This window comes from Nocardia thraciensis, assembly GCF_054782435.1.
Window position 1 is genome coordinate 36775 of sequence record NZ_BAAGSM010000030.1, and the last position, 18648, is coordinate 55422.

At 66.6% G+C, this 18648-nt stretch carries 3 protein-coding genes; all 3 read left to right on the forward strand.

Annotated elements, in window-relative coordinates; all coding sequences use genetic code 11:
• Positions 1 to 126: 126 nt before the first annotated feature.
• The 3 genes from ACYVLQ_RS20300 (at position 127) to ACYVLQ_RS20310 (ending at position 18635) form a co-directional block, all read left to right on the forward strand.
• Entirely contained in the window at positions 127 to 16671 is a 16545-nt protein-coding gene (locus ACYVLQ_RS20300) for a 2OG-Fe dioxygenase family protein (RefSeq protein WP_460699084.1), read from the forward strand.
• Positions 16672 to 16855: 184 nt separating this feature from the next.
• Positions 16856 to 17401 (forward strand): hypothetical protein, encoded by a 546-nt coding sequence (locus ACYVLQ_RS20305; protein WP_460699085.1) that lies wholly within the window; start codon positions 16856 to 16858, stop codon positions 17399 to 17401.
• A gap of 37 nt (positions 17402 to 17438) precedes the next feature.
• On the forward strand, positions 17439 to 18635 hold the full coding sequence (locus ACYVLQ_RS20310) for a serine hydrolase domain-containing protein (protein WP_460699086.1): 1197 nt from the start codon (positions 17439 to 17441) through the stop codon (positions 18633 to 18635).
• Positions 18636 to 18648: the final 13 nt, after the last annotated feature.

Consider the following 18648-nt stretch of genomic DNA (forward strand, 5'->3'; position numbering starts at 1 on the left):
CCGGTGGTGTGGTTGCGGGAGGCTTTCGAGTCTCTGGGGGATGTGTTGCCGGGTGTGCGGGATGTGGTCGAGTTGGTGGTGTTCGGTGGGGATTTGCCGCGGGCGGATTTTTCCAGGATGCGGTGGATGGCTGCGCAGTTGCGGGAGTGGGCGGCGGCGACGGATGGTCATGCGGAGGATGCGGGAAGGCTGCTGGCGCAGCAGGATTCGGTGGGTGTGCTCGGTGATCGGGTGCGGGAGATGTTGGGTTCGCATCGTGGTGGGGCGGTGCGGTTGCGTGATGAGGCGTTGGTGTTGGCCGATCAGGCGGATGGGGCGGCCAATGAGGCGGAGAAGACGCTGTGTGTGATGTTCGCGTTCGGTATTCAGTTGGTGGGGCAGATCGCGAAGGCGTTGGTGGTTGCGTCGGCTGCTGGTCCGGCGGGGCAGGTGGCGGCGGCTCCGGTGGTCGAGTCGATGTTGGTGAAGGGTCGTGTGGAGGTGGAGGTGATGCGGGCGGGTTTGAAGCAGGCTTTTGCGCGGGGTGCGGCGGATACGGTGGTGAAGCTGACGGGGATGGGGCCGTTGCGGTTGGTTGGGGTGGTGGGGAGGTCGGCGGTGGTGCCGGTGGTGGTCGATGGTGGTGTGCAGGGTTTGCAGGTGGTGGAGGGTAATCGTGAGTTGAGTGTGGTTGGGGTTGGTGGTGAGAATCCGCGGGGTATTGATGTGAGGTCTGTGGTGGCGGGGGGTGTGGCGGGTGCGGGGGGTGCGGTGGGTGGTGTGGTGGCGGGGCGGTTGGTGCCGAGGTTTTTGCCGCGGGTGCAGACCAGTCGGGTGTTGATGGGGTTGGTGCAGGGGACCGCGGGTGCGGTGTCGGGTCTGGGTGCGGCGGCGATGATCACGGGGTGGCCCGAACACTTCGATCAGGTACTGGCGTCGATGCTCAACGGTGGATTCGCCGGGACCGTGCAAGCGCAGCCCGGTATCCATGCCAAGTCCGGTTTCGGAACGCGGCCCGTGGTCGACGGGAGCGAGATGTTCACCCGGCCCGACCTTCCCCCCGCCAGGCCGCCGGTAAAGATCTCCGCGGAGTCCGAACAGGCCTGGGAGACCGCCCGAAAAGCCTGGAACACCGCCCCGGACAAGAAGTTTGCCGACGGCTCGACGGCCGGGGCGGGGCGGCCCGCTCCGACGCCGTCGGAGCCGACTCCCGCGGGCCATGCCATGACGCCGCGGCACGCCACCGCGACCGCCGTCGCCCCGCGCGAGGTATCTTCGCCCGCCTCGGCCGGGGGCGAGAGCGCGCAGCCGAAGGCAGGCGTGACCGCTGCGGCCCCCGCCACCGGGCAACGTACGCCGGGCAACGATCCCGCCTCCGGCCCGCCGCGAGTGACGGCCAGTCCGGAAAGCGCCGCGCCCCCGAAGATTCCGGACACTTCCGAAAAACCCTCGCCCGATCACACCGCCGACACCGCCGGGCGTAGCCCGGTCCATGGGGAAGGCTCTGCGGCTGGGCGCGCCAGCGACGAGCACGCTCCCACGACAGAGCCCCATCCGGCCGCCGACGCCGCCGCGGGACGAGGGACGAGGGACGCGAATCATCCGGGCGGCGAAAACCAGGTCGCCGCAACAGAAGCCGGTACATCCACCACCGACCGGTCGGGCAACGGGAGGCCGGGCGCCACCGCGGAAGACGGCACGCTCTCCGCGCACGGGCCGGAAGGTGAGAACCCAAGCGCCGCGGCGGAGAACGGCACATCCGCCAATCGAGCGGTTGACGAATATCCCGGTGCCACAGCGGAAGACGGTGCGGAGACCGGGCCGCGGGCGGAGGGTGAAGCGCACGACTCGACGGCGGAGAGCGGCGCGTCCGGAGCCGAGGCGGTGCGGGCCGCGGGGGAATCAGAGTCGGAGGGCGCGGGGCTGGGGTCTCGTGGTCGGGCGGAGGAGGTGCTGGCGGATTTCCATGCGCGGTCCGCGGATTCGGTTCCCGACGGCCTGAAGCTGTCGAATCTTTCGGATGAGGCGTTGCAGGCCGGGCTATTTCATCCCGACGAGCGGGAATCGTTGATCGCGGGGATGGAGATCATTCGGCGGGGGACGATGGACGGGGCGCCTGGGGGGATGGTGCTGCGGGGGCCGCAGTTGGAGGGTGGTTTCGAGATGGCCCGGCGGCCGGTGCAGATGCTGCCGAGCCAGGGCAAGACCTTGATGTTCATGTCGTATTCGCTGCATCAGGCGGTCCGTTCGCTCCGCGAGCCGGGCGGGGGTTCGGTGCTGCTGGTGACGACGGCGGACGGGTTGGCGCACCGGGAGTTCGTCGAGTACAAGCGGGTGCTCAGCCGCTACGGCGTCGATGTGTTGCGCGCCGACCAGAACGCCGGATTCGGTGCGGTGACACCGGGTCGTCCGGCGATCGTTTTGGCGACCGGCGAGACGGTTGGGCATCTGTGTAACGCCGGGCATTCGCCGCCGCGCCGGGCGGTGATCGATGAGATGGACGCGATCGTCGACCGCGGGGAGAAAAGGTTCATCCGTTCCGGGTTGTCGGCTGCCGAGGCGCCGGAGGCAACCGCGCGGGAGGTGTTCGCCGCCCATGATTTCCTCGCCGACGCGCTCGCGAAAGGTCAACTGTCACATGAGGATTTCGGCCTGAAGCAGCTCTCCGAAGAAGTCGATGTACAGTTGCCCGACGGCTCGTTCGAGGTGGGGACGGAGTTCTGGTACGACGGTCAGGCGGCACTGACACCGGCTGGACGCGCCAAGGTCGAGGCGCTACCGGGTGGCGAGCAGTGGCTCACGTGGATGGGGTCGTCGCGGCTCGACATGGCCGCCGCCGCGGAGTTCACCACGCGCAACAAGACCCATTATGTGATGGACCAGGGCAAGATCGTCATTATCGACCAGAACGAGCATGGTCTGCAACGTAATCTGAAGACCCGTTTCGGTGGCGACGATGGCAAATCGGACCGGGAGTCGCAACACGCCTGGAACTCGAGCGAGTCACGGTGGAGCGCCGAGCCGGGGAAGGCGAGTCTGGCGCAGGCGGTGGAGGCCAAGGAGATCCGCGCCGCCGAGGCGAAGGGGGTGAGCGCCGAGCAGCACGGGATCGTGGTGCGAGCCGATGCCGACTCGGTCGAGTCGATCACGGCGGCCGAGATCTACGGTACCGACCGGTTTTTCGATCACATTACCGGCGCCTCGGGCACGCTGACCGATCTCGGCGACGTGTTGAAGATCGTGTACGGGATGGAGGCGCCGCACGCGGTCGATCCGTTCAATCCGTCGCGTCTGGTGGAGGGCCAGGCCGATGTGCACGAGAACACTCGGGCGAAGTTGACCGCGCTGGCCGGGTACGCGCACGAGATGTGGGACGGCGGGCAGGGCCGGTTTCAGGAAATCCTGTGTCACCGTAACGATCTGGTCGACAAGCAAGTGCAGGCGCTGTTGCGGGCGGGGATACCGCGCGACGCGATCGAGCCGGTCGACGCCGACCGGATCGCGAAGTGGGGTGCGGACTGGGAAACCAAGCTGCAGCAGGTATTCGACGCCGCAGGTGAACAGGGCAAGATCCTGGTAATCAACCGCCAGGGGCAGCGCGGTGTGGACATCTCGGTGTCGGATGCGGTGCTGGCCAAGGGCGGCATGCATGTGTGGATGACCGAGGTACCCGAACAGTCCTACATCTACGACCAGGCCAAGAACCGCACCGCCCGCAACGGCAAACCCGGTACCGCACAAGCGTTGATGTCGCCGCAGGACGAACTGATCCGCAAGGCCATGCACCTGCGTGGGGTCCGCGAGGCCGTGGTCCGGTACCAGGATGCCGTCGCAGCTCACCGAGACGACCCCACCTCCGCCACGCACGACAAGGTAGTCGATACCAGTCGTAAGCTCGTCTCGCTCGTAAGGGGGGAGGACGGGGTGTCGGGGCTGCAGGCGCGCGCGCATTACCACGCCACCGCCGACTTCATCCGCACGTATGCACCGATCATCGGCCCCGAGGCGCCCCCGGGAAGCACGCAACTGTGGTATCCGGAGCAGAGTGAAGACGGTCAGTCGGATCGACCGGTGGACCGGTCGAGGCGGCTCGCCGCCCTGCTCGGAGTTCCCGCACCGGCCCTAGCCGCCGCGGTCGCAGGGGTGCACGATCTCGGTAGCAGCGCAGACCCGGGCACGACCGACGACCGGACCGTGGCTGTAACCGGCACCGATGATGCGCTGCGCGATGTGTTGCATCGAGCGCGGCTCTCGCCCGCCGCGGTGGAGGCGCTGTGGCAGCAGGTCGAGGCGTCGTCGCCCGCGGCCGCCGTCCAGTACGCGCTGTTCACCGACGAGCAGGCGATCGACCAGCTCGTCACGCGCCGCAAAGTGCTCGCGGAGCTGCTGGACTGGGATCCAGCCCGGATCGAGGGCGCGGAGGGGATGCGCGACGTCGGCGCCGCGCTGGCCGACGCGCAGCATGAACTCGCTGCCGCGATCGGCAAGGCACCCTCGGATATCACTCCCGCCACGGTCCGCGACATTGTCGGCGAGTCGGTCGCCCTGCACCTGTCCGGCATCGATTCCCGCGACTCCACCGCGATCGACGCGACCGGCCATTCCGCCACGCATGATCCGCGCGATTCCACTGTGGATATCGATGCTATGGCCTCGTATTATCTGGCCACCGCGGCCCTGCTCGAGCTGGTCACCGAGATTCATCGGCGCAGTCCCAACAACTGTGTCAACAACGCCGTCACCGCCATGCGGATGCTGTGCCCGAAGAAGAAGGACCGCTTCCGATTCGCGACCAACAACCTGCTGGCGGGCCAAGACGGGGACCAGCTCGAAGACTCGTTCGGCCGCAGGACAGGCGACAAATTCGGCTCCTTGGACAAGGCCGTCGAATCGTTGAAGCAACGTCCGGGTGGCATCCAAGTACTGGTCTACAAGTGGAAGCAGACAGAGCAGCACGGCAGCAGCGACGCCGACAACCACCTCGTGGTCCTGGTCAACGACAGCGACCGCGTTGACGATCCGAAACTTGTCGTGGTGGACCTCGCCGCTTCCCGCGACGGCCGGTCCGACGACGACTTCGGTCCGGCAGACCTGGCCGACTCCCGCACGCTGCTGAACAAGGCCGTCGAATTCGACAAGTGGCAGCGCGAACAGCAGAAATACCTCGGCAGACTGAAATCCCAACAGGCCTTCTGGACAATCGATTTCGACGCGGCGGGCGATCTCGTCCCGGAGCGATCCGTCCGAGACATGCCTCCTGCCGAGACCCTGGACGAGCCGGTACCTGTGGACGCGGCACTGGAAAACAGCGTCAACGAAGCGATCCCGGACGGGTTGGCCGACTACTTCCGAATCCCCGAGTGGTCCCCCGCAACCGATACCGGCCCGCCCGGTGGGTCGAACACCTCCCGGCCACTCGAACCCGTCCGTACCGGCAGCCGCCCGTCGGAGTTCGCCTCCGACCCCGCAGGCGGACAACGTGCGACCGAAGACGCGTCGACGCGGTCCGAGGCCACCCGGCCGGATCCCTTCCGCGCCTCGCGAGAAGAGTTGGCGCACTGGGCGACTCGCCTGACGGCGCACGACTTGCACACATATCTCACCGAAACGCACGCTGATACGACGGGCCATATCGCCGCTGTGCGGCAAGGGCGACCACCGGCGGTCGAGACGGTTGTCGGTGCGGCTCGGACACAGACCGCACTGGTCGCCGAGCAGTGGCGCCGGATCGCCGACGGCGGGCCGGGGTCGGCGATCGCCGTGGCGGATGCCGCCGACCGTGTGTTCGAGATCATCGGAGCGCTCTGCGGCGCCGGGACGCGAACGGTGCCGGAGGACGATCTCGAGATACTGAACCGATTCCCGGAGCGCGCAGTCGCGGCTGCCGAACTCGGCGCCGCACGGATCGTGGACGGTGCGAACTGGGCGAGACTCGCCGACGACCACTTGGTCCGGGGTCGGGACGGCGACTGGGATCCCGAACTGATGCGAGCGCTGCGCGAGCTACCGTCGCGGTCGGCCGAGTTCGCCGCGGCCCGCACCGCCTCGGACCGCGCGTTCGGCGAGGTGGCGGGGCGATATATACCCGATGCCTACCGGGCGGCGCTGTATTTCCTCACCTGCACCCGTGATACCGAACAGGCGACCGCACGGCTCCGCGATCTGGACCACGCGATGGCGGCGGCGGTCGACCGCCTCGGGTCCGCAACTCCCGCCGTGACCGCGGGCCTGTCACTGCTCCAGCTGCGCATGGACATCCATCAGGCGATGGCGGGCGCCGGCGGCGCGGCCGCCTCCGCGATGCGCTCCGCTGTCCGGCACGGCCTGGTGGAGAACCCCTCGCTGCCGCAGATGATGCAGCGGATGTCGGATGACCTCGGGAGCCTCGCCCGGTACGGCGACGACACACAGCGGCAACTCCGACCGTCCTACTCGACGCGCCGCATCACGTCCGAAGACCTACGCGACGACGACGAGGAACGATCCTCCACCGTCCGAGCTCGAGCCATCGGTGTACACGGCGGAAGCCTCGTAGAGTCGAGCGGCCCGGCGCTGGAACCGCTACGCACCGAACAGGGCGGCGTTTCCTTCTTGATGGATCCGTGGGGCCGAATGATAGCCGGGAACGACCACGAATCGCTCCTCCGGCTGATGGCGGCCATGGGTGACGAACTGTCGGGCTGGGGAACACTGGCCACCGACGACAACGGGCGCCCGGACGGGCAAGTACGTCCTTATCGGCACAAAGAGATTTTCGATCCCATGGGTACCGCGCAATTGCGCGACGCCCTGTCTCGCGGCGGACTTCACCTCGACGACACCGAGTTCGACAGCGAAAGCCAAGGCAGTTTGTGGCGCGGCGACCCGGCGCCGCTGTCGAGTTTGTTCGGAGCGAACGCGGATGGCTTCCACCGCAGCGTCGACGCGGTATTCTCCGGTTATTCCGGGCATTTCTGGGTGAAACCCGTTCGCGACGGCATAAGGCTGCGCCCCGACGAGATACGAGTGCCGCTGACTCTCGCCCCCCTTCGCCGCGAACCCGGACATATCGAGGTCGTCGCCAATCGAGAGGGCGACCGCACCATCGTCGGCTATCGCGATCCCGCCCCGGGCGCCGAACCCGCTCAGGTTGCCCGCGTATTCGCCGAACTGCACCAGCGAATGGTCCGATGGGTAGCCGAATCCGACACTGTCGAATGGCACCCGGACACCGCCGAGACGGTCGACGCATTCGCCCGACACGTATCAGGGGAAGACCTCGCCGTGGTCTCCGATCTGCGCCCTGCGACCGAACTCGAAGGACACATCGGCAGCAGGCCGTCGGATACTCCGTGCGACGACGCCCCTACCGACGGCCTGTCGCTCTCATTCACCGAAACCGCGATATTGGCTCAGGCGCGAAATGGCGCGACGCACAACGATATCGCGACGGCTCTCGGTATCTCCGAGCATGATGTGCGGGCGAGCCTGGCCGGTATCCGCCGGAAGATCCGGAACAAGCGAGCACAGCTGGTGACGGCGGACCCGCTCGTCGATCCGTCCACGGCATCGGAGCTCGACCGTTTCCGGGCCGCCATGTATGCCGCCCTGGTCGGCGCCGATCAGCCCGACCCACGGCAACTGATCGAGGAGGCGAGCGCAGAGCAGCTGGAACGCGTTGTGCGGGGACCGGTTTCGGATGCACGGCGAGCGCTTCGATTCGTGAGCGGCGGGGTGGACGGGTCGGTGTTTCGCAACTTGACGTTGCTCGCCGCTCGCCGAGCGGTGCATGCCCTGGCGGCCGAATACAACCGATCGCAGGCCGTGCTGGCCACCGCACTGGCCGAGGCGGGTCCGGCCGACCTGCGGGACGCCCTGGACGAACTCGGCCCCGCCGAACGCCGGATTCTGATCAACCGGTTCGGATCGGCGGCGTCACCGGCCACAGTGGAACCCGAGGACTCAGTGCGCGGCTTGCGCGCGGTCGAAATCGTGCGGCTGCTCGCCACGTCGATCGCGACCCGCGCGGAAACGCCTACAGTCGAGGAGAACAACGAACTCCTCACCGCCGTGCGGCACACGAATTATGCGGCTGCCCAGACATATACGGTGAACGAATGCCTGGATGCGGTCGTGGAATGGATGGACCGGCAGGTTCGGTCGGAAGCCGATGTCGACCCGGCACGCCACCGGCAGTCGCTGCCTGTGGACCATGGTTTCGACGATGAACAGCGGCGGACGGCCGATACGGCACTGCGCGCGGGCGGCTTCCGCAACGCGGACGAGTTGCGGCGCTGGGGGAATCGCCTGCGAGCTGAATTCGCGCAACGCCGTGCGACCGAGAACGGCGACTGGTGGGACTCGCTGCGCGATCCTGATCAACCCGGCGGGCTGAGCAGCGCGCAACGGGCGCTCATCCAGGTCTATCCGCACCAGATCGGTAATGCCGACGGCTTGCCCGCCGTGCTCCGCGACCATGCCAACCGCCTGTCGATCCAGCGTGACCTGGACGATTTCCTCGCCCGGAAGCCGTCCGGCACCGAAATACTCGAGTGGGCCCGGACCGGGCTCACCGCCGCCGACAGACGCCGGCTCGGCAACCTGGTTCATACTCGAAACCATCTGCGAGAGATGGACCGGCAGGCTGCCGAGATGCCGGGCAGCCCGCCGGTGCACCTGCTGTCCTATGACTCGACGGCGTTTCGCGGCAAGGGCAAGGCCGTCGCCGCGCTCGGCAACGTCGACACCGCGCACACGGTGAACTGGCATGTGCCCGGGACGGGTACGACCTCCTCCTCGCTCGCCTACCAATTCAAGCCGCTGCGCAACCTGTACTCGGAGACACGGAAGGTCGATCCGTCGCTCGAGCTCGCCTCGATCGTCTGGATCGGATACGACGCGCCTGCCGGATCCCTGTACACCGGCTATGTGAAGGCCGCCTTCCGGCGCCGCGCCCAGATCGGCGGGGACCGGTTGCTGTGTGACATCGCCGCCTTCCACGCCTCCCGGAGCCGCGCCGGAACCGCCACGTCCGACCGGCTTGTCAACCGGCTCTACGGATACAGCTACGGTTCGGTCGCCACGTCCTACGCGGGCCGCGCGGGCAGGCTCGCCGGTCTGATCGGCTCGGTCATCCTCTCGGGGTCGCCGGGGGCGGGCCCGCTCGTCCACGCCGCGGACTTCGGCATCGGCGCACACAACGTCTTCGTCCTCGCGTCGTGGCGCGACGTGGTCACCACGTTCGGCGCGGACGAGCCTGGCGTCGGAAGCCGTTACCATCGCGGCCTCGGCCTCGGCCTCGACCCTGCCTCCGAGGTATTCGGCGGCGAACGGCTCGGCGCCGAGTTCCCGGACTCGGCGGAGTTCACCGGCGTCCTGGCAGTGCATGTGGGCTATCTGCGCTACGACCCGGCGACCGGACAGCCCACCGAAGCGCTGCGCCACTCCGCGCACATCACCGCAGGACGCGGCGACACCCTTGCCCGGGTACCCCGCCGCCGTCCCGGTAACGGCAGGCTCGCACACCCCACCGATGCCGAACGGGGCCGCTACGCCGACCTCCTGGATCGGCAACAAGGCGAGATCGGTGAACTGGCCGGCAAATTCGAACGAGTATCGGATGAGGTCGCCTCGGCCCTCACGATCGAAGCGGCGACGGCCGCGGATATCGGGCCCCTGGCCGAGCAATTCGGACACTCTTGGATTCTCGAGGACCGCCTGCAACGCCAGGCCCGGGGGGATGGTGTCCTGTTCGTGGCGCGCCGTGACGGCAGACCGGTAGCGCACGGGTATCTCTGGCTCGAGGATGCCGAAGAACCGGAGATTCGGTCCGGTCTTCCCGGCGTCGCGCTGATCAACCACATGAGAGTGGCCGAAGGTTTCCGGGGCCGCCATATCGACGGCGAGTTGATCGCGCACATGGAACGGTATGCCCGCGTGGAAGCGGGTCGTGACCGGGTCGCCCTGGCCGTCCTTCTCAGCAACACCGCCGCGGCGCGCTTGTACGAGCGATTGGGGTATGTCGATTGGGGCCAGGGATCCGTGCAGTGCTACGACGTCGTGGAAAGGGCGGACGGGAGCCGGGTTCGAGTGCCTGATCCCGAGAAGGCCCGCGTGCTCGTGAAGGATCTGACAGGCACCCCCGGCGACTCGGTGCGCCCGGCGGATACCGCATCCCACTCCGACCCCACTGCCGAGCCGGACGGCTTGATCGGCAGCAGGCCGCACGATGATCGGGAGCCATCGTCGCCGTCGAGCCAGCGTCGCACGGCAGCCGATCCGGACGCACGGCTGGCGGTCGCCTACCACCTCGCCGAGCGCCGCGGGGAACTGCTGCGGGCACTGTCGGCGCTGCTCGCGCCGCACGGTGTCGATCCCGTGAAACTGCTGCGGACCGCCTCGCCCACCTGGGAGACGTGGTTCGCCAGGTATCAGGAGTTGCGCGGCGACCTGGTCGTCATGCTCGAGATCGAGCGCGGCACGGTGGTGGACGACGAATGGATCCGGCACGTACTGACCGAGTGGCGCGCGCACGGGGTGGCGACACCGGAAATCATCTCCGCCGGGCTGGAATTCGAGCGATACATGCCTGTCGCGAGACTGGTGGACGACATCCAGCGTCTGGACACTTGGGCCAGCACCATCGAGGAGGTGGAAGCGGATCTGATACGCCGCACGGCGGAACTGTCCGCGCTGCTGGGCCAGGTACAGGGCCTGATGCGAGCGGCCGCCGAGTTCCGGCCCCTCGGCGAACTCGCCAGGCTGCTCGACTCGGCGCTCGTGAGGACGGATCGGCTGGCCGTGGCCCGGCAACATCTGGAGGAGTATGCGCGCGATCTCTTCTCGCTGGGAACGGCCGTAGCGGAGAGTGAGTCGGCACCGTCCACACCGTCGGACAGCGAACTCCTCGCGGCGGCTCGGCCTTACCGCCTGTCGTCGCTGGATTCCTGGCACGGAATGGCGTTGCTGCATGCTCGGCTGCGCTACCTCGTCACGGCCCACCAGGACCCCGACAACGAGATGTCCGTACCGGCCGATATCGAGGAACTGCGCCGGTCGGCCGCGCGAGCGAACGCGGCGGTCGAGCGCGACAGCACGAGCCTTCTGCTGAACACCTACCTCGACGCGACGCTCGACCTGGTGAGTCGGGTGCTGGCCGGTGTGCCCGCCGCGCAAAGCGAGCCCGCGTGGCGGCTGTCCGAATCGACCCCCGAATCTGCGCGGATCGGCGAGTGCCTGTCCGTCATGCGTGCGGAGTTCACGAAGCGGCCCGAGCCGTCGGCGCAACCTGACGACATCGAGTCCGGCGAATACTCCGAACGGCTCGACGCCACTGTCCGGCCCATCGGCGAAATCTCCCGTGCGCGTTGGCGACTCGGTCGGATCGACACGGTGATCGCGGCGCTCGACGAGGCGGGGCTCCGGACGACCCTGGGCCAGCAGATGATCCTCCGCCGGATAGGGGAACACCTGCGGGAATATCCGCTGGACCGCAGAATAGTACGCGACAAACTCTCTTCTGACGTGGCGACGATCCGCGCGGCGGCCGACGTCTGCGAAGCCGCTCTGCCCGGCGACGATTGGACGGAGAACGAGTCGGCGCAGGGATCGAACCAAACCGGACGCTACCTCAGCCTGCGGCACCTGGTGGAGGCGTTCGACGACGTAGCCTCCTGGCGACGTGCGCACGACGCGCTGCGCGCGCACGTACGCGACGTCAGGGCGTCGATAGACAGTCGGCGCACGGCCGAAGTGAAGCGTGCGTCGAGCTATTCCAAACTGCGAGACCTCGCCGCGTCCATCGAGATGGACCTGAGCCGGTGGCGCAGTATTCCGGAGTTGCGAGAAGAATTGCAGCGCAGGCTGAATCGGGATTGGCGTCAGCTCGGAGCGATGCTGGACGCGGATACCCCGGAATCGGAGCGTCAGTCGCTCGAAGCTCCCGCGGACGCGTTGCCGACAGATTCGGCGCGGACTGTCGTCGTCAAGTTAATTTCACATCTGGACGCGTCGCGGCCCGAGGACCTCGCGGCGCGTGAGCATGCCGAGCAGTGTCACCACCTCTTCCTCATGGTCGGTGCCGTCGAGGCGATCATCGACCGGACCGCCGAGATCGACTCATTCGAGGCAGATCTGGACGAGTGGCTCGATTCGGTGCTGGACACCGTGGGTCGAGCGGTTCGCCCACGGGCCGCACCAGACACCTCGGGCCCGGACGGTCTCATCGGCAGCAGGCCCTCGGACGGCCCCGACGATGCTCGCGACGCTCCCCGCTCGATCGTCATGCCCGAGGACCCGCCGTCCACGGAAATCCCGCACCGGTCCGATGCGCCCGCCGCCTCGGACGAACGGACGACGCCGTGGACCAGGCAGCGGACGGAGCCGGGTTCGGGGACGAAGGCCACGCCGTGGCCATCCGCCGTGTCCTCCGAGGCCGTCGGTCACCAGCCCGACGACGCCCCGGATACCTCCGGGTGGCGGCGAATTCCGCATCCCCACGCCTACGACCACGCCCGGGACTGGTTGCGCGCCGTTCGCGAAGGTCTCTCACTCTTGCCCGAGCAGATGGATACGATCATCGGGGCGCCCCCGGGGACCTGGAGCGATATCGAAAGCGGGGCGCGGCAACTCACCACCGACGAATTGCGTGCCCTGATGCGGCACGTGCCGGCGGTTCAACGGCTGTACGCGCCGCTGGCACAACACTTCTTCCCCGCACTCGTGAGTGTGCCGCCGGGAGTCGGTGCGAGCCTGCGCTTCTTCCGAGAGGCAGCCGGTCTCACCCCGACCAGGTTCGCTCAGCGCCTCGGCGTGCTGGAGGTGACTGTCACCAACCGGGAATCGGTGAGTCGGCTGCCGCCCGTCACGGCGGGGTGGACTGCCCATGTGCGAGCGCTGGCCGCCGGGACCGGCCCCATCGATGACACCGCGGACATCGGCGCCTGCCTCGAGACACTTCGGAAGCGGGTGGGGCTGCCGTTGCGGCATATGGCCGCCCGGCTGGGACTCGCGCCGGACATCGTCGGCGATATCGAAGCGGGTCGTCGGCAGCCCGATCGGACCGAGGTGGAGGCGTACCTGTGTGCCCTGACACCCGGCAGGCCCCGATATCCCGAAGGGTATCGGCGCACCCGCGAATACCTCCGATTCCTGCGCGAGGACGCGGGGGTGCAGGTCCGGGAAGCCGCCCGCCGCGCGGGCATGTCGCCGAACATGATCAACCACCGCGAGTCGGGACGAACGAAGCTGTCACCGGAGTTCGTCGAGCTGTGGCTGCGGGAGTACGGACAGGGTGAGGTGAGCTTCGACCAGATCGTGGACGTGTCGGAGTGTCCCGAAGATCTCGGGCGCCGTACGGAAGCCCACGAACTCGAAGCGGAATCCGATGCGTCGGCCAATATGTTGTCGCTTGTCCCGGGCTTACTCGAATTGCTGTCGAGCACCGAAGCCGACTCGCTGATTCGACTGCTGTCGGGATTGGAGCGAGTGCGATTCGCCGGATATCGGCTCGAACTCGAGAACGCGGTGCTCCTGGAGCCCGCTCATCCGCGTGTCGACCCGCGGACCGGGGCGGTCTGGCACGTCGATGGCCTGCGCTATGAGGCTTCTGTCGTCGACCACCGCGGCAGGCGGATGGGGAAGGTCGGATGCACGATCGGTCTCGACAACCACTTTCGACTGGCCATGGACCTGAGCACGTCGGGCTTGGAACGAACACCGCGTACAAAGATATTCGTAGACGCCTTCATTGACGCACACGAAGAGTACGCCGCCGCCCATGGAATTCACCGGATACGGGTGCGTCCCCGGGGTGAGATTGCTGTTCTGCTCGCGCGTCGCGGGTACGAATGGTCCGCCGAACGCAGGCATCCCCTCTGGTCGATGGAGGAGTTGGGCGAGGCCGCCTCGAGTTTGGCCTCGGCGGCGACGGATGCGGACCGGGCGATGGTGGAATCCTTCATGAACCGGTTCGAGCCGGCCTCCTACAATCAGCCGGTAATCGGGCCCACGCCCGCCGAAGTCGCCGACCTGCAGGGCCGTAGTGACCGCCGCATCGGGGAGCGTCTCCTCGGTGCATCCAGCCCGCACCTGGTCAAGAAGATGCTCGGCACTGGCGAAGATCCTGTGGCCTGGACCGTAGCGAGGGCCGAGACCGCACCTCGGATATCCCCGGAGGTGGAAGCCGCTGCCCGGCCCGACCAGCCCGTCGCCGCTCCGGAATCCGCGGTGTCGACATCGGCGGTGGATTCCGCGCCGGCGGACTTGTCGCGCCTGCCTGCCCTGCCAGATTTGCTCTTTGCGGAAGTGCGCGATGACGAGCGTCTGCTCGAGCAACTCGCGCCGATGAACGGGCGATACGGCCGGTTTCAGCTCCTGGTGACCAGGGCCCGTTACCTCACGCCTGAACGTCCGGCCTTCGATCCTCGGACCGCGGAACGGCGCGTAGCCGACGGCATCGAAATACACTGCAGATTCAGCGTGAATGACAGCATGTTCGTCGACGACTTCCTGACAATAGAACTCGACCCCGACGGCCGGACCGTGGTACGTCCTCAGTATCACCATGACGATCTGTACGCCATGTTCTGGGTAAGGTTCGAGAACGACTACTACGCCCGCTGGGCGTACCGAACCGAATTCCAGGTCAACCCCCCAGCCGGCGCACTGATTGCTGCGAGGCTGGGCGTCCAGTGGCAGACCGAACGACCCGGTAGTCTCGAGAGAACAATCGACAGTCTCTATGAGGGAGCGGCCCGGGTTTTCCGCAGTGTCCCCTCGGTCAGCCCCGCCGATCGTCGATTGGTCTCCGAGATTTTGAGCCGGTTCGACGATCCCGCGCGCGACAACCCCACACCCCGGGAACTTCTCGAGCTGACGGGAGATTGTCCGAGACTCGGAAAAAACCTGATGTTCGCGGCCCCATGGGACGGAGTGCTCCACCACCGCGGGCTCGCTGATCGGGCGAGCGGCCCGACAGACCTCGCCCCGCCTAGCGATTCGTTGCGCACCGGAGTCTCCGCCGCGTCGACAGCGACACCGCCCCCACGGCCGATCGGTCCGGCAGATCTCGAGTCCGCGCCGCCGCCACGTGCCCTCCTCGACGTCCGCGAGCCCGACAATGCCCTGCTGAGCAAAGCATTCGGAGGGCCACGGCAATACGGACGATTCCGTGTCGAGGTCACCGCCGAATACGGGACGACGTGGAACGTCGTGCGGGACGCGAGTACCCGTGTCCGCCGCTTCGAAGGAGTTGTTCACAACATCCAACTGCACGGAGACGTGTTCGACCAGGACGGCCGAAATGGCGGGAACTTCTCCCATGTAATAGAACGAGACCAGCAGGGGCGCATCATTGTTCAGGACTGCAGCTTCTTGCTGCCGGAGGCGGGTCGGATCGAGCCTGACGCACGGCTCGGCGCCGATTTCGAGCGCTACTACCGGCATAGTCGCGACGTAGCCTTGGTCTATCTCGACACCACCGGTTCCCACGCACACGCAGCCGCGGTGGCGGGTTACCAATGGAACTTCGACGCCGAGGACGACTTGGACATCACCCTAGGAGCTCTGCGTAACCGGGCCCAAGGACTGTATGCGGACATCAGCCCGGCGGATCGGGAGCGTGTCGCGGATCTGCTGGAGCAGTTCGACGGACCGCTGGCCGAGTATCCCTCGCCCGCCACGGTCGCAGAAGTCACCGGTGATGCAGACGATCTGGGCCTCTCTCTGCTCGATGGCCCGTTCTTCGCTGTCAAGATTCTGGTCTCCGACGCGCCCTTGTCACAAGGTGACGACCGCGGCGGCCGTTCCGACGAGGGTGCTCGTCCCGAACTCCCCGGCAACCGACCCGATCCGGATAGTCACACGGACCCGGCCATACCTCCGACTCCGTGGTCTCGTCCAGGTGCCGAACGGCCGCGGGCCGACTGCGCCGAACCTGATGGCGGGCTGGTATCCACCACGGACGATCCCCTCGGATCAACTCCATGGACGCGGGACGACCCGGCTCAGATACTCCGGGGTTTGGAGGGCGTACACAACGACCTCCACCGAGATGGATATTCGATTGTGGACGAGGCCCTGCTCGGCATTGATTCCGCCGTTCGTCGCCGCATCGCCCATCGGTACTTTCACGAGGGTGTTCTGAAGCCGGAAAGCCACGACGCCTACCCGCCGGACCGGCTGCGCGCCAGAGATGTTGTCCGCTATGAGTGGACCCACGACGAATCCGCACTGAAGTTGGCGGAGCACGACGATATCTCGATTGTTACGCCGGCTGACCTGATCGGCGTGCATCCCCACCTACAGCGACGAGTATACGAGCGAGTTCGTGTACTGGACGACTCGAATTTCGGTGCGGTTGTTCGGGGCATGCTCGAACTCGTCCCACCCGACCGGCGGTACAGGCGCGGCACTTTCTCGGTAAATCTGTTTCGCACCAGCACCAATGTGGTATCCGGCCCCCATCAAGATGGTGATCAATACGTCTTCGTCTATGTGATAGACAAAAACGCGCTCGGCGGCGAGACGGTCCTGTACACCACCGAGCGCCGCCGCGTCGTCAGCGTCAACCTGCAGCCGGGGCAATTGCTGGTTTTCGAGGACGCACGATTTCTGCACTCCGCGACTCCGCTTCGCCCGGAGTCCGGTACCACTGCCGCGCGTCGCGACACTCTGGTCTGCACTGTGAACAAGCCGGAGACCTACCCGTGGTAGCGCGAAAGTACTCCCGGATTCGGCCGCTGTGCGCGAGCGGACGATTTACGTCCCTGCGCGCCCCGCATTTGCGGTTCCGGGCAGGGACGCCTGCGCAGCTACCGCCGTCCGAGGAGATTCGTCCCCACTTCTCGCAGCGAGAAGGCGACGGTGTGATGTTCGAGTTCGATCGCGAGGTCTGCCGATGAGGATCTTCAGTAATCACTGCCGCCGGTTCGAATACCGGGTCACCACCGCGAGCCCATGCGCCATCGCTCTCGCACCGTCCGATATCGGGGGCACCAAGGCGTTCTTCGACTGCCTGCTGCTGACGGTCGGGGTGCAGCCCGGCGATTTCGCGCTCACCGGTGACGCGGTCGGCATCGTCAAACGTCTGGCGGCGCGCACCGGTTCGGCCTCCATCGTGATCGACGGCTTCACGCAGTGGGCCGAGGCTATCGACCGCCTCGCGCCCGCCGCCGACTACGACGTGCTGACCGGGCTCGCCGATGTCCTGGACGTACTGGCCGACCTGACCGAGCGGCTGGAGGAACGCGGCGAGCGGGTTCACCTCATTCCGTTCGGCTGGAACAAGACTCAGCACGCCGATATGGCCGACGGCCGCTGGGCCCGATACTTCACCGACGTCCGCCGCGACACCCGCCGGATCCGACCCGCACAGCTCTCCCTGGCCTGGAGTCTCACCCAGCGGGTGCGGATGCCCTGCGCGCGCCCCCACCACCAACTCTAGCGGAGGACGAATGTTGGGCAGCTCTTACCGTCAGTGCATGACGTTCCACTCGATCATTTCTCGCCGTCCTAGGTCATGGAGACTGCTGGCAGTCGTGCTGGTCTCCGCACTTGCCGTCACGACGGCAGCCTGTGCGTCGCCAGACAACGAGGCAGCCCGCTCGGCACAGCCGGACTGGTTGACGCGCGACCTCGACGCGCTCGTAGCCCTCGGAATCACGGGTGCGCAGACACGCGTGATCGACCAAAATGGCGCTCAACTGACCGCAACCAGCGGCGTAGCCGATATTGATACGAAACGACCGGTCTCACCCGACGGTCACTTCCGTATGGGCAGCACCACGAAGACCTTTACGGCAACCGTCGTTTTACAGTTGGTCGGAGAGGGCCTGCTTTCGCTGGAAGACTCGGTGGAAAAATGGCTGCCCGGGGTGGTTAGGGGCAACGGCAACGACGGCGCTCAGATCACCATCCGTGAGCTGCTGCAGCACACCAGCGGGATCTCTGATGAGTCCTACCCGATGCCGAGGTCTGGTCCCGAATATCTCCAGATGCGCTTTCACCCCACCCCGAGCGAACAGATTGTGGCAGATGCCATGCGCCATCGACCGCTCTTCGAACCAGGCAACGGATGGAGCTATGCCAATACGGGATACGTCCTTCTTGGCATGGTGATCCAAAAGGTCACCGGTCGGCCGTGGCATAAGGAAGTTGCCGCCCGAATCATCGAGCCGCTCCGCCTTACCCACACCCTCTGGCCGGGCTACTCGCCTGACCTTCCCGAGCCGCATGCCCGCGCCTACTTGCGATCTGCTCCCGGTGAGCCCTTCGTCGATGTCACACAGCTCATCAACGTAGACGCCTCGGGCGGCCTGATCACGACCACCGAAGATCTCAATCGGTTCCTCCAGGCCCTGTTGGGCGGCCAACTGTTGCAGCCGACAGAACTCACCCAGATGAAGCAAACCGTTCCCACCGACGAATCGGTACAGCGCGCATTTCCTGGGGCCAGGTACGGACTCGGGATCATGAACGTCCCGCTTTCCTGCGGAGGCAGTTACTGGACGAACAGCGGCTCCGATCCCGGATGGGGTAACGACAACGGAGTCACGGCCGACGGTCGCCGCAGCGTGGTGACGTCCTGGTCTACCGAGGACATCACGGACCCGGAAAGGTCCATCAAGCAGGCCAGAACATTCGTAAAGCTGACTCAGGATGCGCTCTGCCTAAATTGAGCACCTTTCGCAG

Coding starts and splice junctions, on each gene's coding strand:
- ACYVLQ_RS20300 (WP_460699084.1), top strand. CDS start 127: ATGGCTGCGCAGTTGCGGGAGTGGGCGGCGGCGACGGATGGTCATGCG.
- ACYVLQ_RS20310 (WP_460699086.1), top strand. CDS start 17,439: ATGACGTTCCACTCGATCATTTCTCGCCGTCCTAGGTCATGGAGACTG.
- ACYVLQ_RS20305 (WP_460699085.1), top strand. CDS start 16,856: ATGAGGATCTTCAGTAATCACTGCCGCCGGTTCGAATACCGGGTCACC.